Source organism: Variovorax sp. GW460-12-1-14-LB1 (genome assembly GCF_059423605.1).
This window is the reverse complement of the sequence record NZ_JBWKYF010000059.1, coordinates 18,192-42,431: the sequence shown is the minus strand read 5'-3', so window position 1 is coordinate 42,431 and position 24,240 is coordinate 18,192. Positions and strand designations below refer to the sequence as shown.

Here is a 24,240-nt window from a genome sequence, read left to right as displayed (position 1 = left end):
TGAGCCGGCTGGCTCGCAAAGAGGGTGGGTCAATATTCGATGGAAATCGCGGGTCAGGATTCCATGGAAATCAACACGGTGACGGTTTCCACCCAGAACTTCCCCAGTTCGCTGGCGTAGTAATAGTCATCTTCCACACGCTGGCCGTTGAAAAACATGATCAAGTGGTAGTGGTGCCCTTTACGCGATTTGTGTTCAAGCTTGCGGATGTAGCCAACCGAATGCTCGAAAACACCTTTGAATTGCTTGCGGCGCTTCAGCTTCAGAAACTCTTTGAAGTAGCCGCGAACATCCTCAAGGGACAGGGTGTCGCGTACGGCTTTCTTGAAGCCCAGATCCACACGAACGACGAGCAGCTTGGAGTAAATCGAGAATGCCTCATCGATGAACTTTTCGCCGCTTGCATAGTTCTTTTCAGCCCGCATGCGGCTGAAGCGCAAGCGTTCCTTGTATGACGCTGTCTGGGTCTTTTGCCAGATGAGTTTGATGAACTCGTTCTCGATCTCCCAGTTCAGGAATCTTGACGAGAAACGGCTGGTGGGTCTCTTGAAGTTGACATACTGCACACCGAGTTCTTCGATCGCCTTCTGAACAATCTTGCAACGAAGACTGCGCTGATAGAACGTATCGAATCCAGCGGCCAAAACTATGTCCACAAGATAGCCCAACAGGCCTGAATATTTGTTGCCGAAGTGGCTCAACGGGGGACGCCCGTGGACTGGTTTGTGGTTTGCTTTCCAGGGCTGCGGCGGGCGGGTGTAGGACTCGATGTGCTCGACGAACTTCTCCACATCCGAGAACGCAAAGGGTTCTTCTGGAATGCACTCCTCCTCGCCGAAATCAACATCCAAGGTCATCTCGCGAAAGATGTCGCTGGGGCTCAGGTCGACAACGAATCCATTGTCGTCGATGTGCTTGTCTGCATCCAGAATGAGAAATTCAGGATCGGTGCCTTGGGTCTTCACTGGAATGGCAGGATCAAATTCGTAACTCCAGGCGGAGTCGATTCCGATAGGCGGAAAGGAAAGAGTTTCTATTGATAACATTAAAAGCCTTAATTCGAGAGTGTTTCTGGATCAGTTGAAATCAGGTTTTCTTGACGAAAGTGCCGCGCTGCCATGCGAAGTGAAAGCCATGCCAAGTTGCGCAGTTAAGTTCGCACATGGCGATCGGATCGCGAACGGGACTGCCACGTAGAGAGCGGGCTCGACGCAGGCTGATGGAACAAATTTCCGGCCACGCGAGTTAGCGCCAAGCCCCGATTGGGGGAAAATGTGTTCCAAAACGGATCGTTGGAGAGCGGCTACGTTGTGCCCCGGGGCAGACATTCAGACAGATTCGAAGCGGTCATTCGGCGCGTTTTGTTTCTGCACCCATTCTTGGTAGAGCTTGTAGAAGCATGAAATCTTGTATGTTTTGCTTTCATGGTTGGCGCAGGCGTAGCGGAACCATTCGGCGTGAATGGTGCTGTGGTTCTCACGAATGCGCCGCGCGATCTCGGAAAACTCAGGCTCAATGAACGGGCGGGGACGTTTCGCAGGAAACATCACTTGCCTCAGCGTGTCCGGGTGAACTTCTTCGATCATTTGCCAGTTGAGACGAAGTCGTTTGGCTCTCGCTGAGTACGTGGAAACATGGCTGTGCTCAATGCGTGCCATCGTTACCGTGCTTCGTACGCTGCATCGCATGCCCGGCGACAAGCGATATCGGAGCGCCATCTTGATCATTGATCCCGACAGATGGCCATCAGAATGAACTCGAGTGAATCCATCAAGCAGCTGAGACCAGGGTTTGTATGGTAAATGAGAAGTCTGAATGGTTTCCGGCGGAAAACCTTCAGGGGATGACAGCAATGGTGATTCCGTCAGCGTTGGGGCAGGCCACGAAAAGATCTCGTGGTTCGGATCGTCCCAGTACTTCGCGAGGTGCTTTTCATACGCACGCAGCGTAATCTCGTAGAGAGCATCCGAGGAGGTGATCCACATTTGGTGATCCAGGGTGGTGGTCCTTGAGATGACCGGGTGCTTCTTCATGCGAGGGAAGCTATTTTCCAGATGCGTCTGGTTGTTGGGAGTCAGGGTAGAGATGTCCATACTTTTCGATTCGATGAATAAACAAGGTCTCACGCTCCAGATTTTTAGAAAGACAATTGGATCTTTCCAACCGATCCAAGCTTGTTTGACTAAGCTCGTTTGAAGCGCTTGACCGGAGTTTGCAACAGGCAAATCAATGAGTCACCGATGTGGCCGCGACTGGCCGCGTGTGGGCGTCGATGTCCACGAATGTCCGGAAGTGTCCCGGCCTGTTGGGTTATGCGGCAGCGGGTCGAGAGGTCGGATTGACGAGAAGCGCGAGCGATCTTGGTGATCGTTGGACCGTCATTGCGACGGTCGGCGCGAAAGAGAACGAATGGCGTCGGTTCTCCGGTCGATTCGAGTGCCGAAAACCCGTGGAAGGGTTTCGGTGCTTGAATAGGCTGGTTAAGCTGCGGGCATATCTTGTTGGCTGTCCGTGCTTTCAGAAAGAAGCTGTGCTTCGCGAGCAAGTTGCTTTCTGAGCGCGTCCAAGCTCAAGTGTCCAAAGTCATCCCCATTTCTGTACTTGATTCCCTTCTTGGGAACAAGCCCCAGCAGCGGCCTGGGCGGGTCTGTCCCCTCGGCCATTTCTTGAAGGACGAGGAAGACCGAACTGGCGCTGTGTGGATCGAGAGCTTGAGCACGCGCACGAGCAACGACTGCCGAAAGGTCTGGTTTCTTGACAAAGATCGGAGTGATCTTCTTTCGCGGGGGCAAGCCTTCAGTCGAGGCATTCGCAGTTGTGGCAACTTCTGGCCTGTTTTCTTTCACTTCTGGTTCTTTTTCCGCTACCGGCGACTCAAGGAGCAGCGGTTCTTCAGTCGGCAAAGAAGCGGCACGAAGTGAATGAGGGATCCCGTGAGACTTCAGGAAACGAATGATCTCCGTTCGATCGAACCCAATATTTCGAAGGCGGTCCGAATCTCCTTCGTGTTCGTACTTTCCATCGCGACGCGGAACTTTATTTACTTGAGGCCATTCGTCGAACTGGCCAGCTCGAAACGCCTTTTCATAGCGATGAATCCAGCGGGACATATGAACCAACATGTCCAACGCTTCGGATCTTGCCGCATCGCTTATTTTGGGGCGCCCCGTTTCTCCCCAGTCAAACCAGCGGGGGCCACTATCGGTTGCGTGCGCATTGTGAAGGTACTCGTCAAGCACGGCGGCAGCACGTGATTCCCGAAAGACCGTTTGGAAAAGTCGATTCAGTGGCACGACCTTCAGAGGGCGCAGACGCTCTTCCATGCGCAACTGAGTTTCTGCGTCAACGCCAAGTCGTGGCGGCATTCGGACAGTGATATCCGCAGGCGCTAGCGGACCTTCGCCGCTCCATTCATTGAGAACATGTTCGGCGATCGACTCGACGATCTCGGATACAGAAACGACGTCCACGGGGCTCCTTGCTACATGAATGAATGATGGATTGCCATCATAGATCTCCGATCTAGGGGGCTATGCCCTTGCCTACACTCTAGGCGTAGGGCACCGGCGGAAAATCTCCGTACCCAAAAGAGAAATACATCCCAAGCCGATCGATTTCAACCTCGTATTGCGTTTTTTCAAGGCCACGACGTAGTGCATTCGCCGAAGGTTCTCTTGATAACTCTTGATAACCTGTGGACGGGGGAACGGCAGGAAACCCAGAGTGGGAATAGCGACGCCCACGTTTTGACTGATCGCGCTCCGCATCGAAGATCCATGAGATCAGATGCGGTATCGCTTGAGCAGCAATAGCGCTGCGCGGCGTGTTGGGACGCGGCAAGAACTATCGTCAAGCGCCTAGCGCTGCTGGAGAACACGCAAACGTGGCGGAATCTATAACGTTCGAACAGTCACCGTAGAACGCAGCGCCGTCCGCTACGTAGGAAAGCGTCCCGACCGCGCGCCCGTGGAATCCGAAGCCGTGCACGGCCGCGGCGTTTCAATCCAAGGTGTCGAAGAGCCGGAAGATCCACGACAGCTGGTACGCCAGCGTGCCCGCAACGAAGGCCGTGTGAAATCGCGGGCTGGCGGAGCGGGCCGCCGCGATGCACAGGCCCACGAGGATGGGCGTGCGGATGAGGTACTCCATCGCAAAGCGGGCGAAGTGCGCCTCGCCCTTGATCAGCGTGTCGACCACGTCGAGCAGGTAGGTGGCGGCCAGCAAGCCGAAGAACCACGCGCGGCGGGCGTAGAAGTAGTCGCGGTAGCTCGCGTAGTCCTGCATGCTGTCGGGAAAGAGCAGCGCGCACAGCAAGAAGAGCAGGATCGCGTAGCTGACGATGAAGGCGTAGGTGCCGAAGGTCCAGCTGTCGATCTGATACAGGCCGAACTCCCACCACCAGAAATGCACCAGCGCCAGCAGCACCGAGGCGACCCAGGCCAGGTGCACGGCGTAGAGCCGGTACTGCGTCGGGTGCTGCACGATGCGCGCCACGCCCGACAGCAACCGGGTCACGCCCAGGCCGATGACCATGCCCATCACGACGCGGATGTGCGGAAAGATGTCGTGGGCCGAGATGGCTTCTTGCTGCATTCGAGAGTGCCCGTTCGAATGGATGGGGGCCCAGTCTAGGCCGCCCGCGTCACACCTCCGCGCCTTCGACCAGAAAGCGCAGTCGGCGCACCCCTTGCCACTCGTCCGCGTCGAGTCGGAACGCCAGCTTCACGCGCGGCGGCAGCGGTTCGGTGTGGCTGAACCAGATCGCGTCGATGGGCTGGCCCTGGTGCTTGAGCTTGAGCGCCAGGTGCTTCTCGCCCACCAGCCGCTGCGACACCACCTCGACCTCTTCGCTGAAGGTGGGCGGCGCAAAGCCCTGGCCCCAGACCTCGCGGTGCAGCGTGTCGACGAGGTCGATGCGCATGTACTCGCGGGCGATCGGCCCGTCGGTCTCGATCTGGCGCGTCAGCGCGGCCTCGGCCAACCATTCGCCGGCCACCTGGGCCAGCGCGCGCTCGAAGACGGGAAAGTGCTCGCGCGCCACGGTGCAGCCCGCGGCCATCGCGTGGCCGCCGAAGCGCAGCAGCACGCCGGGGTGGCGCTTGGCCACGAGGTCGAGCGCATCGCGCAGGTGAAAGCCCGGGATCGAGCGGCCCGAGCCCTTCAGCTCCTGCTCCTTGCCGGGCGCCGCACTGGCCGCGAACACGAAGGTCGGGCGATGGAAGCGGTCCTTGATGCGCGAGGCCACGATGCCCACCACGCCTTCGTGGAAGTCCGCGCCGAACACGCTGATGGCCGGCGGCGGCGCTTCCACGCCTTCGCCATCGGCCGCGAACAGCGACTCGGCCAGCAGCAACGCCTGGTCGCGCATGCCGCCCTCGATGTCGCGCCGCTCGCGGTTGATGCCGTCGAGCATGCGCGCCAGTTCGTCGGCGCGGCCGGCGTCGTCGGTCAGCAGGCACTCGATGCCCAGCGTCATGTCGGCCAGCCGGCCGGCCGCGTTGATGCGCGGGCCGAGGGCAAAGCCGAAGTCGAAGGTGGTCGCGGCCGAGGCGGTGCGCCCCGCCGCCTTGAACAGCGCCGCCACGCCGGCGGGCATCGCGCCCGCGCGGATGCGGCGCAGGCCCTGCGCCACGAGGCGGCGGTTGTTGGCGTCGAGCTTCACCACGTCGGCCACGGTGCCCAGCGCCACCAGCGGCAGCAGTGCATCGAGCTTGGGCTGCGTGGCGGTATCGAACACGCCGCGCGTGCGCAGCTCGGAGCGCAGCGCGAGCAGCACGTAGAACATCACGCCGACGCCGGCGATGCTCTTGCTTTCGAACTCGCAGCCGGGCTGGTTCGGGTTCACCATCACGTCGGCCAGGGGCAGCTCGGGGCCGGGCAGGTGGTGGTCGGTCACCAGCACCTGCAGGCCGCGCGCCTTGGCGGCGGCCACGCCCTCGACGCTGGCGATGCCGTTGTCGACGGTGATCAGCATGTCGGCGCCGGCCGCGGCCACGCGCTCGGCGATCGGCGGCGTCAGGCCGTAGCCGTCCACCACGCGGTCGGGCACGAGGTAGCTCACGTGCTTGCCGCCCAGCAGGCGCAGGCCGCGCACGCCGACGGCACAGGCGGTGGCGCCGTCGCAGTCGTAGTCGGCCACGATGCACAGGCGCTTGTCCTGTGCGATGGCATCGGCCAGCAGCACGGCGGCTTCGCGCGTGCCGCGCAGCGTGTCGGGCGGCAGCAGGCGTGCGAGGCCGTCGTCGAGCTCGTCCTTGCCGCGCACGCCGCGCGCGGCAAACAGGCGCGCCAGCAGCGGGTGCACGCCGGCCTGTTCCAGCGCCCAGACGGTGCGCGGCGGGATGTCCCGGGCAATGATCTTCATAGGGACTCCAGCACCTGCGTGGCGCGGTTGCGGTCGAACAGGCCCTTGGCCCAACGGGCGAGGCCGCGCGGTTGCACGGTGAAAAGCTGCGCGCCGCGGTCGCCGCACAGCGAGAGCGCCACGTCGGCGCCGCGCGTGAGGTCGGCGAGCAGGCCGGCGACGGCGCCAGCGTCCAGCGCCTGCCAGGCGGCAGCCCAGGCCAGGCCGTCGTCGCGCAGCGCGGCGTCGCGCAGCGTGAGCTCGACGAACGGCGTGCGCGAAAGGGGCGGCGAGGGCAAGCCGGCGTCCTTCAGGACGCCAGTGCCGCTGAGCCAGAACGAATTGATCGGCGGCACGCCGCGCGCGGTGCGCTCGTCGTTCACGCGCTGCGTGTACAGCAGCATCTGCATCTCGTTCTGCAGCCGGCGCAGCGGCCGCGAGGCATCGCCCAGCGGCGACCACTGCGAAATGGGGTACCCCACCGCGCGGTCGATGGAGGCCGTGGCCAGCCCGTCGAAGATGGGCGCGCGCGCGAGCCAGCGGCCCGGCGTGTCGGAGGGGTGCAGCGCGATGCCGTCTTCCTCGAAGAACGGCTGCGCCACGGCCAGCAGGGCCATCGATTCGGCGGCGTCGATCTCGATGCCGCTCGGGTCGCCCAGCGCCACGTCGTCGATACCGACCTGCCAGTTGCACAGCGTCACCAGGCCCCAGGCCTCGGGGGCACCGGGCGCGGCCAGGCCGGTCTTGCGGGCTTCGAGAGCGGCCCAGGGAATGCAGCCGTCGTCGGCGGGGGGCAGGCCGAGCGCGCGGGCCAGCGCGCGTTCGTGCGGCGGGGAGCGGGTGCTGTCGTCCTGCGTGTCGGTGTCGGCGAGCGTCAGGCGCAGCAGCAGGGTTTCGAGGTTCGGCAGCCGCAGGGTCGCGAGCGCCGCGCGGCAAGCCGGGGAACCGCGGCCGGCAAAGGGAATCAACAGATGACGTGGGAGAGGTTCGGCCATTTCCCTATTGTCCGGGATGCCACAATTCCACCGTATGACCTACCCCCTCGCTTCTCACCCCGAGTATTTGCCGCCCCCCGCGGGTGCGCCCATGCCCCTTGAGGCCACGGGGCGAGGCCGCTGATGCGATTCCCCTACGAACTGCAGCTCGGCTGGCGCTACACGCGCGCAGGCCGTGCCACGCGACGCAACGGCTTCATCTCCTTCATCTCCGGCGTGTCGATGCTCGGCATTGCCCTGGGCGTGGCGGCGCTGATCATCGTGCTCAGCGTGATGAACGGCTTCCAGAAGGAAGTGCGCGACCGCATGCTCAGCGTGGTGTCGCACATCGAGATTTTCTCGCGCGACGGCCAGGCCCTGCAGGACATCGACGCCATCATGGCCGACGCCCGCAAGAACCCCGAGGTGATCGGCGCGGCGCCGTTCATCAACACGCAGGCGCTGATCGCGCGCGGCGAAGACATGAAGGGCGCCATCGTGCGCGGCATCGACCCCGCGCTGGAACCCGAGGTCACCGACACCGGCGGCATCGCCAAGGGAGGCACCTTCGACAAGCTGGTGCCGGGCGAGTTCGGCATCGTGCTGGGCATCGAGCTGGCGCGCTCCATGTTCGTGCAGCCCGGCGACCAGGTCACGCTGGTGGCGCCGGGCGGACAGGTCACGCCGGCCGGCGTGGTGCCGCGCCTGAAGCAGTTCACCGTGGTCGGCGTGTTCGACTCGGGCCACTACGAGTACGACTCGGCGCTGGCGATGGTGCACGAGAAAGACGCCGCCAAGGTGTTCCGCCTCGAAGGCCCGACCGGCATCCGCCTCAAGCTGAAAGATCTGCACGAGGCGCGCGAGGTGGCCGACCAGCTCGCCGTCACGCTGCCGGGCCAGTTCCTCATCCGCGACTGGACGCGCCAGAACAAGACCTGGTTCGCGGCCGTGCAGGTCGAGAAACGCATGATGTTCATCATCCTCACGCTGATCGTCGCGGTGGCGGCCTTCAACCTCGTCTCGACGCTGGTGATGACCGTGACCGACAAGCGCGCCGACATCGCCATCCTGCGCACGCTGGGCAGCTCGCCGCGCAGCATCATGGCCATCTTCGTGGTGCAGGGTGCCATGGTGGGCGTGATCGGCACCGTGGGCGGCCTGCTGCTGGGCCTGGGCATTGCCTACAACATCGACGTGATCGTGCCCTTCCTGGAGCAGCTGTTCCACGCGAGCTTCCTGCCCAAGGACATCTACCTGATCAGCAAGATGCCGAGCGACCCGCAGCAAAGCGACATCATGCCGATCGCGATCATTTCCCTCATCCTGGCCTTCCTGGCCACGCTGTATCCGAGCTGGCGCGCCAGCCGCGTCAATCCCGCCGAGGCCCTGCGCTATGAGTGATGTTGTTCTCAAGGCCCGCGGCCTCACCAAGCGCTTCCACGAAGGCCGCATCGACCTCACCGTGCTGCACGGTGTCGACCTCGACGTGCACGCCGGCGAAACGCTGGCCATCGTCGGCGCGTCGGGCTCTGGCAAGAGCACGCTGCTGCACCTGATGGGCGGGCTCGACGCACCCACCGCGGGCAAGGTCGAACTGCTCGGCAAGGACATCGCGCACGCCGACGCTGCCGAGCAGGGCCGCTTGCGCAACCACCACCTGGGCTTCGTCTACCAGTTCCATCACCTGCTGCCCGAGTTCAGCGCGCTCGACAACGTCGCGATGCCGCTGAAGATCCGCCGCGTCGAGGCCGGCGAAGCGGCGCAGGCCGCGGCCAAGATCCTCGCCAGCGTGGGCCTGGGCGAACGCCTGCACCACCGGCCGGCCGAGCTGTCGGGCGGCGAGCGCCAGCGCGTGGCGATCGCGCGCGCGCTGGTCACGCAGCCGGCCTGCGTGCTGGCCGACGAGCCCACCGGCAACCTCGACCGCAGCACGGCCGACGCCGTGTTCGCGCTGATGCTCGACCTCGCGCACCGGCACCGCACGGCCTTCGTGATGGTCACGCACGACCAGGACCTGGCCAAGCGCTGCGACCGCGTGCTGCAGCTGGTGGCGGGGCGGCTGGCGGGCTGAGCGTCGGTCAGCCGCTCGAGGGGCGTCCTCGGGCTTCCTGCGGCACACGGGATGCGCGCCACGCGCCGGGGCGCAGGAAGGTCTGACGTTGCAACGAGACCGTCACACGCCGGTGACAGCATGCAAGTTTCCCGACTGGCGTGCGCTCCTTGCAGACTCGACTTTTCTCCCTGCCATGGCTTTCGCATCCTCACGGCGGGCGTGACGATGCGCGCGGCATCGTTGCGCCGCGAGGGTGAGCGAGGTGCACCCTGGGTTCGCGGGCGCTACAGGCCGCAGCGTCGCACTCTGCGCGCTCGCGCTGTCGTGGCTGGCCGGCACGGCCTGGGCGAGCGACGGGCCTGCATCGCCGCTGCGTGAGGGCGAGGCCCCGGCCGGCGCGGTTCCAGGCACGGGTGACGCCGCACTGGCGTTCGACATTCCCTCGCTTCCCCTGGCCGATGCGCTCAAGCGCTATGCCGCCGTCACGCGGCAGCCTGCACTCTTTCGCAGCGAAATCCTGGCCGGGCTGACGTCCTCCGCGGTGCGCGGGCTTTACGTCCCCGACACCGCGCTTGAACTGTTGCTGGAGGGCACGGGCCTGGTGGCCGAAAAGGTCCGCACGGGTTCGGCCGTCACGCTCGCGCTGAGGCCGGCGCAGGCCCGGGCGGAAGCCCCGCGCGCGGCCAGCCTTGGAAGCCTGGCGGGCTACCCCAGCCTGCTGCAGGCGCGGGTCTGGGAAGCGTTGTGCGGCAATGTGCGCACGCGGCCGGGAACGTACCGGTCCTTGCTGCGCTTCGAGGTGGACGAGGGGGGCCAGCTTCGCCGGCCGCGCCTGCTCGGCCTGACCGGCGACGCGGCCCGCGACGCCGAGATGCTGGAGGTTCTGCGGGGCGTGCGCCTCGCGCATGCGCCGCCGCCGGACCTGCCGCAGCCTTTGACGCTGCTCATCCTGCCCACCGATGCGCGCGGCGGAACGCGCTGCCGCGCGGCGGCCGGCCGCTCGCCGTCCTGACCTGTCCATGGCCGAAGACGTCCGCCCCGTGCTCATGGACTACCTGTCCAGGCACTACGACGCCCTCAAGCGCCAGCTGGGCCGCGCGTTGCGCAATGCAGACCTGGCCGAGGACGCGCTGCACGACACCTGGCTGCGCGTGAACGACCAGGGCGGAAGTGAGGCAGGGCCGATCCAGCGGCCGGGCGGCTATCTCGTGCGCATGGCGTTCAACATTGCGCTGGACATCCAGCGTCGCCAGAGCCGCAACCTGCCTTTCGAAGAAATCGATGCGTTGATGGAACTGGCCGATACGGCGCCGGGACCCGCGCGGATCGCCGAGGCGCGTTCGCAGCTGGACGCCGTGATCAAGCTGCTGGACCGCATGCCGGCGCGGCGGCGCGAGGTCGTCGTGCTGGTGCACATGGAGGGACTGACGCAGCCCGAAGTGGCCCGGCGCCTGGGCATTTCCCTGCGCACCGTCGAATACGAACTCAAGCATGCGCACGATTACCTGAGTGCCCGGATGGCCCATGACAAAAAATAGTTGCGGGATCGGCGCGGCCCGTTCGTCGTACGGAGTGAAGAATCGAATCACCCTGGCGCTCGCAGCGGGCCGAGGCCCCAAAGAAGGGCCACGGCCGTGATGCACGACCCCCTGACGGCGCCGGTCGACGATTCCGCCCTCGCGGCCGACACGACGCGGCACGAGGCCTGGGAGTGGCTGCGGCTGCTTCATTCGGGGGCCGTCAAGCCGCAGGACGCCCAGCGCTTCAAGCACTGGCTGGCGCACAGCCCGGCGCACGCGGCTGTCTTCAAGGAGGCCAGGGCGCAATGGGCCGTGCTCGGTCAGGCCTCTGCCGGCGTGCTTCGCACCAATGCCGATGCGGCGGCGTTTCATGCGCGCCACCGGCCCCGACCGGTGCTCGCGCGCCGCGCTTTCCTCGGTGCGGCAGCGGGCGCGGCGGCCATGGCCGGTGTCGCGGGCGTGGCGGTGTTCCATCCGTCCGCGGGCTTGTGGCCCGCGCCGGCGGGATCGGGTGCCGACTACCGCACCGCCACCGGCGAGCAGCTGGAGGTGGGCCTCACCGAGCGGGTGCAGGTCACCCTGAACACCCAGACCCGTATCCGGCGCCGCACGGTGGACGGCCGGACGACCGGCGTCGACCTGCTCGAGGGCGAGGCCGCGTTCGATCTGTCGTCGGCCAGTGGCGCACGGCCCTTCGGCGTCGTGGCCGGGGTCGGCCGCAGCCTGGCCGAGTCGGGGCGTTTCGAGGTCCGCTACCTGGACGCCAAGGTGTGCGTGACCTGCATCGAAGGCGCGGTGCGCGTGGAGCATCCCGCGGGCGCGCGTGAGCTGCGCGCGCGCCAGCAGACGGTGTACGACGGCACGTCGGTGAGCAGCGTGGCGCTGGTCGGCGCCGCCAACCTGTCGGCCTGGCGCAAGGGCGAGCTGGTGTTCACGCAGGCCCGGTTGTCCGACGTGCTCGACGAGATCAACCGCTACCGGCGCGGTCGTGTGGTGCTGATGAACACGGCCGCGCGCAGCCGCTTGGTCACCGGGAGCTTCTACATCGCATCGCTCGACCTGGCGCTGGTGCAGCTGCAGCATGCCTTCGATCTCGACGCCCGTTCATTGCCGGGCGGATTGACGGTTCTCAGCTGAATCGGACGGCCGTGGTGCACGGCCTGAAAAATAAGTTGCGGGGTCGTGGGGCGCCCGTTCGTCGTAGTGCATCGACTCAACTTTCCGGCGGAAACGACTCATGAGCACACGCGGGCCCCTCACACCGATCCACGCAACGAAGGCGCACAACCGGCGGCAGGCGCGGCGCTTTCGCATGGCGCCGATCGCGCGCGCCATTGCCATGACGCTGGCGGCCAACGGCGCACTGGTGCTCGATGCCCAGGCCCAGCAGGCCTTCAGCGGCGCCTGGTTCGCCAACAAGAGCGCGGTGCAGAACACCGCCTCGGCGACGGGCCGCCTGCCCAACGGCATGCCGGCATCGATGCTGACCAACCCGCTGGAGCAACGCAAGGCCGGCGAACAGTTGCAGCGCTCCATGGGCAACCTGAACATGGCGGCGCGTTCCATTGCCGCGCAACAGGCGGCGCAGGCGGCCGCACGCGAGGCTGCATCGAACGGGGGCTCGGACATCCCCGACGGCCTGGCCGACGGCGGGCTCAAGGTCGACACCCACAGCCTCACCGCAGGTTGGCTCAATGCCAGGGCGCCGGTGCAGACGGCGGCGGGCGGCCGCACCGTGGTCGGCATCGAGCAGACCGGCGACAAGGCGATCCTGAACTGGGAGAGCTTCAACGTCGGGAAGCACACCACGGTGCAGTTCGATCAGAAGGGCGGCGCCAAGCCCGACGGCACCAATGCATGGATCGCGCTGAACCGTATCAACGATCCGAGCGGCCGCCCCAGCCAGATTGCCGGGCAGATCAAGGCCGACGGCTCGGTGTACCTCATCAACCGCAACGGCATCGTCTTCACGGGGTCGAGCCAGGTGGACACGCGCTCGCTGGTGGCATCGAGCCTTTCGCTGTCGGACAAGCAGTTCAAGCTGGGCATCAACAACCCGCAGGTGCTCTCCAACCAGGGCAACGATTTCCCGATTCCGCAGTTCGGCGAATTCACCTCCGCACGGCCCGAGATCTATGGCGACAACGGCTTCAAGGCCGGCACCGGCGGCGCGCCCGACCGCATGGGCAACGTGGACCGCTTCGATCCCGGCGCGGCACCCGGCGCGGTGCGGGTCGACGCCGGCGCGCAGCTGTCGGCGAGCAGCGGCGGCAAGGTCATGCTGTTCGCGCCCAAGGTGCAGAACGCGGGCCGCATCTCGGCGCCCGACGGCCAGGTCATCCTGGCGGCCGGCGAAAACATCTACCTGAAGACGCCGTCCGCGCAGGACCCGAACGCGCCCCGCGGCCTGGATGTGAACGCGTCGGCCGTGCCCGGCTGGGCCTTCACCGGCGGCCAGGTGCTGGGCGCACTCAACCTGTCGCCGGTCTATGCCGACGCCAACTTCGTTGCCGGTCTGCGCGATGTCGTCATGCCCGAGATGGCCGCGCGCGCCAAGGCCGTCGGTTACGAGGTGGTCAACACCGGCACCGTGCAGGCTGAGCGCGGCAATATCACGCTGCAGGCGCAGGACGTGCGCCAGTCCGGCGTGCTGAACGCCACGACGGCGTTGAACAACCGCAATGGCTCGATCCTGATGCGCGCGTGGGGCCTGGGTACCCACATGTACGCGGACGGCGTGAACGATTTCATCAACTGGTCGGCCGGCACGCTGACGCTGGGCGAAGGCAGCATCTCGCAGGTCCTGCCCGACGCCTCGGACACCAGCGAGATCGAGGCCTCTGCGCTCGCCACGCGCTACCAGCCCGGCCGGGTGAGCCTGTACGGGCAACTGATCGACGTGCGGGCGAGGGCCGGCGTGCTGGTGCCGGCGGGAACGATCAAGGTCGAATCGGCGGTCAACCCGCTGTTCACGCAGCTTCAGTTTTACAAGCCCGGCAGCCGGGGCGACGCGAGCCGCATCTACGTGGACGGCGAGGCGTTCCTGAGCGTGGCCGGCCTGCAGGGCATGCGCGTGGACATGTCGCGCAACTTCATCGAGGCCGAGATGCGCATCAACGAACTGCGCGACTCGCCGCTGCAGCTCGACGCCTGGATTCGCGGCAAGAAAGTGATCGTCGACCGGCGCGTGAACGGCGTGTTCAGGGACGGTCCGATGGCGGGCGTGCAGTGGGTGCTCGGCCCCGACGGCGTCACCTACATTCCCGGCGCCTGGGTGGGAACGCCGCTGGGCGACGTGACCGGCTGGGTCGGCGTGGGCAAGACCGACCTGCGCGAACTCTCGGCCGACGCGGGCCGCATCGAACTGCGCGCCGGGGGCTCGGTGATCACGCGCGCCGGCTCGATGCTCGACGTGTCCGGCGGCTCGGTGCGCTACACCGACGGCATGAACACGGCGACCAAGCTCATGGGCGCCGACGGCCGCATCCACACGATGGACCGGGCCATGTCCGACACCGGCTACACCGGCATCGCGGGCGAGTTCACGAAAGAGCATCTGCGCTGGGGTGTGAAGACCACCTGGCGCACGCCGCTCATCGGCGCCGACTACAAGGAAGCAGGCTATACCGAAGGGCGCAAGGCCGGCGCGGTGCAGATCCATGCGGGCGACGCCATGGTGCTCGAGGGCGACATGCTGGGCGGCGTGGTGGTGGGCGAGCGCCAGTCGCAGAACCCGGGTGGGAACAAGGGTGGGCGACTGGAGTTGGGCGAGAACACGCCGGACGGCCGGCCCTGGTCGCCGGGCACCATCGTTGTCACGCACGACCCGAAGCGCCTCGCGCAGGACTTCGAAGCCAGGACCAAACTCGGCGACGACTTCTACGTGCAGCTCAAGCCCGACGAACAGAAGTCGCGCAAGCTCACTTTCCTTTCGGACGACATGCTCAGCGATTCGGGCATGGGCACCATCGTGCTGAACACCATCAACGGCGACTTCGAGCTGGCAAGCGGCGCCGCGGTCACCCTGTCGCCGGGCGCGTCGCTGTTCGTGGCGGGTACGGAAGGCTCGACGAACGACATCCGCATCCACGGCCAGATCCGCGCCCCCGGCGGGCAGATCAGCCTGTCCTCGGCCAACGGCTTGCTCGAAGTGGGCGAGCACGGCCGGCTGGACGCCAGCGGGCAGTGGATCAACACTTGGCGCGACGGCGCGTTGCGCGGCGCCTGGGCCGTGGATGGCGGGGCCATCACGGTCAACGTCGGAAAGATCTCGGCCCACAAGGCGGCCGTGTTCGATGTGTCGGGTGGCGGCCGTACGGACCTCGGCAAGAAGCGTTTGCCGACGCTGCGCGTGGGCGATGCGGGCGCGATCTCGCTGACCGGCGTGACACCCGACCTGGACCTGGGCGCGCTGAACCTGCGCGCCCAGGCTGCGGGCTCGGCGGGCAGCCTGTCGCTGGCAACCGCTTCATCCGTGCAGGTCGGCGGCGTTGCGCCCGCAGTGCAGCCGGGCGATACCGCCGCATCAGCGGATGCAGCAGCAGCAGCAGCTGCTGCTGTCGTGCTGCCCGCCACGCTCTTCGGAGAGCGCGGCTTCGGCAAGGTCTCGGTCTCGGTGCGCGGCGAAGGCAAGGGCATCACGCTGCCTGAGGACGCAGCGGTGTCGCAGCAGGCCACCAGCATTGACCTGGGCAGCTTCGCCTGGCGCGATCTGCCCAGCGGGCGCAACCTGGCCGACGTGGCGCCGCTGGGCGTGCTGCGACCCGAAGAGCGTGCGGCGCGAGACCCCGCATCGCTGCGGCTCGGCACGGAAAACGGTCCGATCCGGATGGCGCGCGGCGCCACGGTGCGCACCGACACCGGCGGCAGCCTGTCGCTCAGCGCCGGCGGCGACCTGGGCGTGCTCACGGTGGCGGGCCGACTCGACGCGCCGGCCGGGCGCATCGGCCTGAACGGCCGCACGGTCGCCCTCGAAGCCGGCGGCGAACTGCTGGCGCGCGGCGTGCCGCTGATCCACGTCGACAGCACCGGCCGCCGCGTGGGCGAGGTGCGCGACGGCGGCACGGTGACGGTCCAGGCGGGCGAACTGCGGCTCGAGAAAGACGCACTCATCGACGTCTCGGGCGCCACCGGCACGATCGACGATGTCGCCGATGCCGGCCCCTCGGGCACCCGCGTGCCCCGGCCCGCGCAGGCGATCCAGCTGGACAGCAACGGCGGCCTGATCGAGATCACGGGCGCGGGCCTGATCGAAAGCACGATGCGGGGCACGGCCGGCGGACCTGGCGGCATCGGCGGGCGCATCCGCCTGAACATGACCGCGTCGTCCGGCCTGAACGGCTCGCCGCTGGAGCAGCTCGCGCGCGCACTGCCCGACCCCGATTGCTACGGCTTCCGCGTGGACGGCGCGTGCAGCGACTGGAAGCAGGGCCTGGACTTCGACTGGGCGCCCGGCCTTCGCGAATGGGGCTACGACATCGCCGGCCCGATGGTGCTGCCGTCGTCGCTGGCCGCGGCGCTGGCGGACACCAAGGAACTGGTGGTGTCCGACCGGTTGCCATTGCCATTGCCCGGCCCCTCCAGCCCGCTCGATCCGGCGCAGTTCGGATTGTCCGCGCAAACGCTGGACAACTTCCGCGACATCTTCTTTTCGGGCGGCGAGCTGCTGCGCGACCTGCTCGACAAGCCCGGCCGCCAGTTCGCGCTGACGGTGCGTCCGCAGGCGTTCAAGGACGGCGGCTTTGCCGACCTCTCGCTGGTGAATGCAACGCAAGGCGCGATCCGGCTGGACAACGCGCACCTCGCGCTCGGTCGCTCGATCTCGCTGCAGGGGCCGATCGTCGGGCACGCGGCCTCGTCGTCGTCGCTGCGCGCGCCGCACATCGTGCTGTCGGCCGTGCCCGAGGCGTCGCGGGCTCCGTCGGCAGCATCCGCCGCGGCAACGGGCCAGCTCACCCTGGCCGGTTCGCTGATCGACATCACGACCTCGGAGAACGAGGGCCAGTTCCAGACCGGTGCCGTGCGCATCGGCGGCTTCGGACGCACAGTGCTCGAAGCCGGCGAGATCCGCATGGGGGGCGCGCTGCCCACGCAGATCACCGAAGAAACGAAGCTGCAGGTCAACCTGGACGTCGACGGCCACCTCGTGCTGCGGGCCGGCCAGGTCTACCCGACGACCGCGATGACCGGCGTGGTCCGCGCGGGCGATTCGATCACCGTCGAGCGCGAAGGCGATGCCGACGGCGCGCCGTTGTCGGCCGGCGGCAGCCTGCGCCTGCAAGCGCCGGTGATCGCGCAGAACGGCGTGCTGCGCGCGCCCTTCGGCCAGATCGAACTGGATGCGGGCGAACGCCTGTCGCTGGGCGCGGGCAGCCTCACGTCGGTGTCGGGCGCCGGGGTCACCGTGCCCTTCGGCACGTTGTCCAACAACGAACATTGGCACGACCCGACCCAGGGCGTCGACGTCGCCAATCCGTCGCGCGGCTCCCTGGTTGCGCCGCCCGAGAAGCGCATCACCATGAAGTCGCCCGACGTGGCACTGGCACGCGGCGCGGTGGTGGACATCGCGGGCGGCGGCGACCTGCATGCCTCCGAATTCGTGCCGGGCCCGGGCGGCTCGCACGACGTGCTGGCCATGCCGGGCATGTACGCGATCCTGCCCGGCCAAGCCGGTGCGGCACCTGTGGCTGCCGGCGCGGGCGCGGGCGCTGGCGCGGCGGGGCAGCGCGTCTGGCTCGCCGGCGGCCCCGGGCTGGCGGCCGGCTGGTACCAGTTGTTGCCCGCGCGCTTTGCGCTGTTGCCCGGCGCCTTCGCGGTGCAGGCCACGGGCAAGGCATGGGGCGGCGCACGGGCGCCTGCCACCCGCGCGCCGGACGGCAGCCTGGTCATGCAGGGCCGGGCCGGCGATACCCATGGCGGCCGGCAGGACGCGCGGACCACGGCCTGGCGCGTGATGTCCGGCGGCACGCTGCGCCGCTATTCCGAATACAACGAGGCCACGGCCAACGACTTCTTTTCGTCCGAAGCCTTCAAGCTCACGCAGTACCGTCTCACTGGCCAGGACGTCGTCACGCCCCGCCTGCCGCGCGACGGCGGCGCGGTCGTGTTCGACGCGCAGCGACGCCTGGTGCTGGACGGCACGCTGCGCTCGGCACCCGATGCGGGCGGGCGCGGCGGGCTGGTCGACATTGCTGGCAAGAAAATTGCCATCGTCGGCAGCGGGCAGGACACCGCCAGCCTGCAGGCCGACGGCTACCTCGTCATCGATTCGGCGAGCCTGTCGAACTTCGGCGCGGGCAGCCTGCTGGTGGGCGGAAAGCGCCAGGGCAATGCACTCGGCCTGGAGCTCGACGTGACCGCGACCGACATCGTCGTGCGCAACAACGAAGGCTCCGAACTCTTCGGTCCCGAAATCATCCTGGCGGCCAGCGACCAGGTCGCCATCGAGGGCGCAAGCCGCGTCAGCGCACGGGGCGCCGGCGGCCGGGGCTCGGGCAACCTGGTCATGAAGCCGAGAGTGGCGGCGGTCTACACCGACCCGGACGGCAACCTGGACGACAACTCCGACGGCGTGATCGACGCCAAGGACGCCATGGACGATGTGCTGACCACGCCCGCCAAAGACTGGGGCGCGCTGGTCCGCGTGACCACGGGCGATGCAGCCAAGGTCATTCGCCAGGGCGTGGACACCTCGCGCGGCGGGCTGGTCTCGATCGGTGCCGGTGCCGTCGTCGACGGCGGCGCGGCCTTGCTCATCGACGCGACGCGCACGACGGAGCTGGCCGCCTCGGCGCAGATCGCCGGCACCGACCTGTCGGTGGCGGCCGGCCGCATCGGCTTCGGCGGCGGCACCGAAGGCATGGTGTTGGACAGCGGCGCGCTCGCGCAACTGGCCCACTCGACACGGCTGACGCTGCGCAGCTACACCGGCTTCGACTTCTACGGCTCGCTCGACCTGGGCGCGGCCGGCCTCAAGGCGCTGACCTTCGATGGCGCCGCGTTCGTCGGGCGCGGCGCGGGCGATGTGGTCATCAAGGGCGAGAGCATCGCGCTCATCAACAGCGGCGGCGCGAACGTGCCGGCCGGCGCAGGTGTGGGTGGCTTCACCCTCGACGCCGCCACGCTCGTGCTGGGCGCGGGCCAGAAGACGTTCTCGGGCTTCGGCGCCGTGACGCTGGCCGGCCGCGATGCCATCGTCGGCGAAGGCGCGGGCGGCATCGACACCGGCGCCGCGCCGCTCACGCTGCGCACGCCGCTGCTCACCGGACGCGGCGGCGCGGCGCAGTCCATTGCCACGGGCGGCGCCTTGCAGGTCGTGGCATCGCCGGAAGGCACGGCCGCACCGTTCGACCTGCAGGAAAGCCTGGGCCTGCGGCTGGACCTCACTGGCCGCAGCATCGCCTTCGGCGGCCGGGCGGTCGCGCGGGGCGGCAGCATCGACATGACGGCCACCGGCGGCAGCCTGGTCGTGACGCAGGGCGCGCTGATCGACGTGGGCGGCTCGGCCCAGCAGTTCTTCGACGTGGCCGAGCACGCGGATGCGGGGCGCATCACCTTGTCTGCGGCGGGCGGCGACGTGCGGCTGGACGCCGGCAGCCGGCTTCATCTGGCCGCGCACCCGGACGGCGGCGACGCCGGCACGCTGAGCCTGGCGGCATCGCAGGGCGGCACGGTGGTGCTCGACGGCCTGATCGCTGCGCAGGCCAGCCGCACCGGTGGCAAGGCCGGCAGTTTCTCGCTCGACATCGAGGCGCTGCCCGACTTCGCCGGCTTCAGCCAACGGCTGAACGACGCGGGCTTCAACCGGTCGCGCCAGTTCCGCATCCGCCAGGGCGACGTGGCGCTGGGCGGCTTCACGCAGGTGGAAGACTTCGGCCTCACGGCGGACCGGGGCCGCATCGACATCACCGGCACGGTGGATGCGCGCTCGGCCTACGGCGGCGCCATCCGCATCACGGCCGGCAACGGCGTGGCGATGCAGCCCGGCGCGCAGCTGCTCGCCGGTGCGACCGGCCGCCTCGGCAACGGCCGCGTCACGCTCGAAGCGGCCGGCGGGCAGCTGAACCTCGTGGGTGGCCTGATCGACGTGGCCGGCAACGAAGGCGGCAAGGTGCGCCTGCGCGCGCAACAGAACGCGGCGCATGACGACCTCGCGGTGACCGCACTGCGCACCACCGTCACCGGCGCGCGCTCGGCGGTGCTCGAGGGCGTCAGCACCTACGACGTGAAGGACTACGACGGTGCCACGGTCGATTCGGTCAAGGCCGACGCCATCGCGCATGCCGCGCGTTTTCGCGGTGCATCGGGCGCGGTGGCCGCACGGCTGGGCACGGCGCTGGACGTCATGCCGGGCATCGAGATCCGCAGCGCGGGCGATCTTGCGCTGAACAGCGACTGGAACCTGTACAGCGATTTCCCGAATGCGCGCGAAGGCACATTGACCTTGCGCGCGGGCGGCAACCTGGCCATCAACGGCCACCTGAGCGACGGCTTCGACGCGGCGGACCGCAGCGGCCTGTTGCAGGCGGGCCCTTCGTGGAACCTGCGGCTGGTGGCGGGCGGGGAGCTGGCCTCGGCCGATGCCATGGCGCTGCGGCCCCTCGTCGCGCAGACCGCGGGCAAGGGCTCGATCACCGTGGGCACGGCCAACACCGCCGTACCGACGGACGACAACCCGGCGCCCGACAACGGCGCAGGCAAGCTCGTGCGCACCGGCACGGGCGATCTCGAGGTGCGCGCGGGCCGCGACCTTCGCCTGGCGCACAAGGAATCGGTGATCTACACCGCCGGGCGCAAGGACACGACGATGTGGAGCGACTTCTCCACCGCCAACCGCAACGCGAGCTACGGCGTGGAAGGCGGCAACCTCGTCATCGGTGCACTGGGCAGCATCGAGGCCATGCCCTCGGGCCAGCATTTCACCGAGTGGCTCAACCGCCAGGGCACGCTCAACGCCGAGCGCTTCTTCGGCGAGTACACCAACGGCGAGAACGCCATGCATCCGGACGGCACCTACGGCCCCGTCATCCACGCGCCGGAGCAATCGAGCTGGTGGATCGACTACGCGCGCTTCCAGCAGGGCGTGGGCGCACTGGGCGGCGGCAACGTCACCGTGGACGCGGGCGGCGACCTGCGCAACCTGCTGGTCGCCTTGCCGACCCACATGCGCATGCGCGGCGGCCGTTCCGCCAGCGAGGCGATGACCATGGAAATGCGCAATGGCGGTGCCATGACGGTGCAGGCCGGCGGTGCGATCCGCGGCGGCCAGTACTACGTGGCGCGCGGCGCCGGCGACATCCGTGCCGGCGAGACGGCGGTCGGCCACACGGTGGTGCTGACCCGCGACGACAGTGCCGGCGGCTTCACGAAGACGAACTACACCGTGGCCCCGGTGCTCGCGCTGGGCGATGCCACGCTGAGCCTGCGCACGGCGGGCGACCTGCGCCTGCAGACCGTGATCGATCCGCTGCTGGTGACGTACGGCGAAGGCCTGCGCAACGACGGCCAGGTGCTGAACTACGGCGCCTACATGAGCGGCTACACCGATCGCAGCGCGCTGCGGCTGGTGTCGACCGGCGGCAACATCACCTTCGTGAACCGCGCGACGTTCATCTTCCGCGACCTGCTGCTCAACAGCTTCGACACCGACACGCTGGTGGGCTTCGGCGGCAACCGCTATCCGGCGCGGTTCTCGGCGGCCGCTTTGAACGGCGGCATCGCCATCGACGGGCCGCTGCACGTGCTGCCGGGCACCACCAACGACGTGAGGCTGGTGGCGAAGAGCGACATCCGCTTCGACGCGCCGCTGCTCATGGCCTATGCCACGCCCGCGATGATGCCCTCGGGCTACATGCCGGCCGGCGCGGGCTCGCCGGTCAGTCAGATGAACATGGAGGACATGCTCGACAACCTGATCGGCCCGGCCTCGTCCACCTTCATCAACACCGCATACCTGCGCAGCGTCCACAACCCCGAGGTGCTGCCGCTGGCCAACGACTTCGAGCCCAGCCGCATCTATGCATCGCGGGGCTCCATCGTCGGACTCGACGTGAAGGCAAGCGAGCAGACCTGGGTGCGCGCGGGCACCGACATCCGCGGCCTTCGCCTGGCCGGGCGCAACCTGCGCGGCTCCGACGTCACGCTGCTGGAAGCGGGCAACGACATCCTGGCGATGGAAGGCGTGCTGCGCCTGGACCGCGACAACGAATTCCCGGTCGGCCTGACGGGCAACATCGAACTGCAGGGCCCGGGAGCCCTGGTGCTCGCCGCCGGCCGCGACCTGTACGCGGACAACCTGCAGGTGCAGACGCTGGGCAACCAGCGCTACGACAGGGACAACCGCGCGCGGCCCGAGTCACAGGTCAAGGGGTTGCCGGCGCAGGGCGCCACGATCACCGCCATGGCCGGGCTGAACCGCGCAGTGGGCTACGAGGCGTTCACGCGCGCCTACCTCGATCCCGCGGCCGTCGCGTCCATGCCCGACCACCTGAAGGCCAGCGGCGCCGACGGCACGGTGCTGCCCATCTACCTGACGGACCAGCTCGAAGCGCGCGAAGGCGGACAGGAAAAGACCGTGCGCCGGGGGCTGGTGTCGTACATGAAGGACATGACCGGCGAGACGCTGGCACCGCTGGACGCGTGGACGCGCTTCCAGCAATTGCCTGCACTCGCGCAGCAGCAGTTCCTGCGGCAGATCTTCCTCATCGAACTGCGGGAAGCGGGGCGTGACCAGAACGAACCGGGCACCGGCGGGCTGCCGCGCAACGGCGGCTACAACCGCGGCTACTCGGCCATCAAGACGCTGTTCCCGGGCGACGACTGGAAGGGCGACGTGGCGGCCAACAAGCTCATGCTGCGCACGATGGCCGGCGGCGACATCGACGTGCTCACGCCCGGCGGGGGCCTGCAGGTGGCGGCGCTGGGCGCCACGGTGCCGGCCGGCTATGGCCTGGTGACGCTGGCCTCGGGGCACATCGGCATCTTCGCGAAGGACGACGTGACGGTGAACCAGTCGCGCATCCTGTCCTTCGTGCCCGAGGTCACGAAGGAGGGCAGCGACCAGATCATCTGGGCCACCGTCGGCGACATCGACGCCGGGCGCGGCGCCAAGACCTTGCGCGTGCCATCGGCGCCCGAGGTGTCCACCGACCTGGACGGCGTGACGGTGATCCGCGAGAAGTCGGACATGAGCGGCAGCGGCATCGGCACTGTGGGCGACGGCGACGTCGACCTGGTCGCGCCGCGCGGCACCGTGAACGCCGGCGATGCGGGCTTGCGCGTGGCGGGCAACCTGAACATTGCGGCGCTGCAGGTGCTCAACGCGGACAACATCCAGGTCAAGGGCGAGACCAAGGGCCTGCCGGTGATCGCGTCGGTGAACATCGGCGCGCTCACCAACGCGAGCGCTGCCGCTGCGCAGGCGACGGCCGCGGCGCAGGACGCGGTGCAGCGCGAGCGCGCGGCCGCGCGGCAGGCGCTGGCGTCGGTCTTCACGGTGCGCGTGCTCGGCTTCGGCAACGAGCCCGCACAAGAGGGGCGCGACGCGCCGGCGCCGCGGTCGGGACTGCAATCCGGGGCGCAGGTCGACTACGACCCGAAGAACCCCGTGCAAGTGGTGGGCATGGGCCGCAAGATCGACCCCAGGCACTGGGCCGCCCTGAGCAGCGACGAGCGTCGTCGCCTGCAGCAGGACCGCTAGGCGGGCAGGGGCGGCATGTCATGGCACCCAGTGTCCTTTGCGAACAGGAAGCACCGGCGCGCGACGAGGCGGCCGATGCGCTGCGGGACGAAGCGCAGCGTCGCCTGGCGCTGCAGGTTTTTCTCTGCGCCAACTACGAAGGGTTGCGGCGCAAGCTGACCCGCCATCTCGGGTGCGCCGAGATGGCCAGCGAATGCCTGCACGATGCCTGGCTGCGGCTGGGCCACCTGCGGGTGGGCGCGCCCGTGGAAAACCCCAGCGCCTACGTCTATCGCGTGGCCTGCAACCTGGCCATGGACCGGTTGCGCAGCGAGGGGGCATGGCGCTATGTGGACGACCCGCACACCGCCGTCGAGTCGGCCATCGACCACGCGCCCGGGCCCGAGGACATGGCCGAAGTGCGCGCCGAAGTTGGTTCGGTCGACCGCGCGATGCAGGGCCTGCCGCGGCGTCACCGGGCGGTGCTCGAGGCCTTGCGCATCGAGGAGAAGACGCGCCAGGAGGTGGCCTCCCACTACGGGCTGTCGCTGCGCAACGTGGATACCGTCCTGCGCCAGGCGCTTGACCATTGCGGCGCGATGACGGGGCGCCCGGTGCTGGCCGGCGTCGGTACACCCCGAAGGGCCGTGGTGTCGCCCCGGATGGCCGCCTGA

At 67.9% G+C, this 24,240-nt stretch carries 13 protein-coding genes; 7 read left to right on the top strand and 6 right to left on the bottom strand.

Translation table 11 applies throughout. The annotated features are described in order from the left end of the window. Positions 1-53: 53 nt before the first annotated feature. The 6 genes from AC07Y4_RS24575 to AC07Y4_RS24550 form a co-directional block, all read right to left on the bottom strand. Positions 54-965, bottom strand: a complete 912-nt coding sequence (locus tag AC07Y4_RS24575) for a YagK/YfjJ domain-containing protein (protein WP_495275227.1) — start codon at positions 963-965, stop codon at positions 54-56. A 363-nt stretch (positions 966-1,328) separates the two neighbouring features. Next, the gene (locus tag AC07Y4_RS24570) at positions 1,329-2,093 is read right to left on the bottom strand and encodes a hypothetical protein (protein WP_495275226.1); all 765 of its coding nucleotides are present in this window, start codon (positions 2,091-2,093) and stop codon (positions 1,329-1,331) included. Between the two features lie 387 nt (positions 2,094-2,480). Further along, on the bottom strand, positions 2,481-3,470 hold the full coding sequence (locus AC07Y4_RS24565) for a hypothetical protein (RefSeq protein ID WP_495275225.1): 990 nt from the start codon (positions 3,468-3,470) through the stop codon (positions 2,481-2,483). A gap of 529 nt (positions 3,471-3,999) precedes the next feature. Further along, on the bottom strand, positions 4,000-4,593 hold the full coding sequence (locus tag AC07Y4_RS24560) for a hypothetical protein (RefSeq protein ID WP_159275042.1): 594 nt from the start codon (positions 4,591-4,593) through the stop codon (positions 4,000-4,002). A gap of 49 nt (positions 4,594-4,642) precedes the next feature. Then, the gene (recJ, locus tag AC07Y4_RS24555; protein WP_062473697.1) at positions 4,643-6,364 is read right to left on the bottom strand and encodes a single-stranded-DNA-specific exonuclease RecJ; all 1,722 of its coding nucleotides are present in this window, start codon (positions 6,362-6,364) and stop codon (positions 4,643-4,645) included. Beyond that, positions 6,361-7,338, bottom strand: coding sequence for a hypothetical protein (locus tag AC07Y4_RS24550; protein ID WP_495275224.1), 978 nt, complete (start codon positions 7,336-7,338; stop codon positions 6,361-6,363). Before AC07Y4_RS24550 ends, recJ begins: the two co-directional genes overlap by 4 nt. A gap of 123 nt (positions 7,339-7,461) precedes the next feature. Here AC07Y4_RS24550 and AC07Y4_RS24545 point away from each other — a divergent pair, with 123 nt between their 5' ends. From AC07Y4_RS24545 to AC07Y4_RS24515, 7 genes are all read left to right on the top strand, one after another. Continuing rightward, positions 7,462-8,718, top strand: a complete 1,257-nt coding sequence (locus AC07Y4_RS24545; protein ID WP_062473701.1) for a lipoprotein-releasing ABC transporter permease subunit — start codon at positions 7,462-7,464, stop codon at positions 8,716-8,718. Then, the gene (gene lolD, locus AC07Y4_RS24540) at positions 8,711-9,388 is read left to right on the top strand and encodes a lipoprotein-releasing ABC transporter ATP-binding protein LolD (RefSeq protein WP_307584204.1); all 678 of its coding nucleotides are present in this window, start codon (positions 8,711-8,713) and stop codon (positions 9,386-9,388) included. Before AC07Y4_RS24545 ends, lolD begins: the two co-directional genes overlap by 8 nt. Before the next feature lie 235 nt (positions 9,389-9,623). Next, positions 9,624-10,382 carry a TonB-dependent outer membrane receptor gene (locus tag AC07Y4_RS24535; protein WP_495275223.1) on the top strand — a complete coding sequence of 253 codons (759 nt, stop codon included), beginning with the start codon at positions 9,624-9,626 and terminating at the stop codon, positions 10,380-10,382. Between the two features lie 7 nt (positions 10,383-10,389). Then, complete coding sequence (locus AC07Y4_RS24530) at positions 10,390-10,908, top strand: RNA polymerase sigma factor (RefSeq protein ID WP_390346298.1); 519 nt, start codon at positions 10,390-10,392, stop codon at positions 10,906-10,908. Positions 10,909-11,007: 99 nt separating this feature from the next. Beyond that, positions 11,008-12,027, top strand: coding sequence for a FecR family protein (locus AC07Y4_RS24525; protein ID WP_487847896.1), 1,020 nt, complete (start codon positions 11,008-11,010; stop codon positions 12,025-12,027). A gap of 100 nt (positions 12,028-12,127) precedes the next feature. Next, the gene (locus tag AC07Y4_RS24520) at positions 12,128-23,587 is read left to right on the top strand and encodes a filamentous hemagglutinin family protein (RefSeq protein ID WP_495275222.1); all 11,460 of its coding nucleotides are present in this window, start codon (positions 12,128-12,130) and stop codon (positions 23,585-23,587) included. A gap of 20 nt (positions 23,588-23,607) precedes the next feature. Further along, positions 23,608-24,240, top strand: coding sequence for a sigma-70 family RNA polymerase sigma factor (locus AC07Y4_RS24515; protein WP_492679750.1), 633 nt, complete (start codon positions 23,608-23,610; stop codon positions 24,238-24,240).

Coding starts and splice junctions, on each gene's coding strand:
- AC07Y4_RS24515 (WP_492679750.1), top strand. CDS start 23,608: ATGGCACCCAGTGTCCTTTGCGAACAGGAAGCACCGGCGCGCGACGAG.
- AC07Y4_RS24570 (WP_495275226.1), bottom strand. CDS start 2,093: ATGGACATCTCTACCCTGACTCCCAACAACCAGACGCATCTGGAAAAT.
- AC07Y4_RS24525 (WP_487847896.1), top strand. CDS start 11,008: ATGCACGACCCCCTGACGGCGCCGGTCGACGATTCCGCCCTCGCGGCC.
- AC07Y4_RS24530 (WP_390346298.1), top strand. CDS start 10,390: ATGGCCGAAGACGTCCGCCCCGTGCTCATGGACTACCTGTCCAGGCAC.
- AC07Y4_RS24560 (WP_159275042.1), bottom strand. CDS start 4,593: ATGCAGCAAGAAGCCATCTCGGCCCACGACATCTTTCCGCACATCCGC.
- lolD (WP_307584204.1), top strand. CDS start 8,711: ATGAGTGATGTTGTTCTCAAGGCCCGCGGCCTCACCAAGCGCTTCCAC.
- AC07Y4_RS24545 (WP_062473701.1), top strand. CDS start 7,462: ATGCGATTCCCCTACGAACTGCAGCTCGGCTGGCGCTACACGCGCGCA.
- AC07Y4_RS24550 (WP_495275224.1), bottom strand. CDS start 7,338: ATGGCCGAACCTCTCCCACGTCATCTGTTGATTCCCTTTGCCGGCCGC.
- recJ (WP_062473697.1), bottom strand. CDS start 6,364: ATGAAGATCATTGCCCGGGACATCCCGCCGCGCACCGTCTGGGCGCTG.
- AC07Y4_RS24520 (WP_495275222.1), top strand. CDS start 12,128: ATGAGCACACGCGGGCCCCTCACACCGATCCACGCAACGAAGGCGCAC.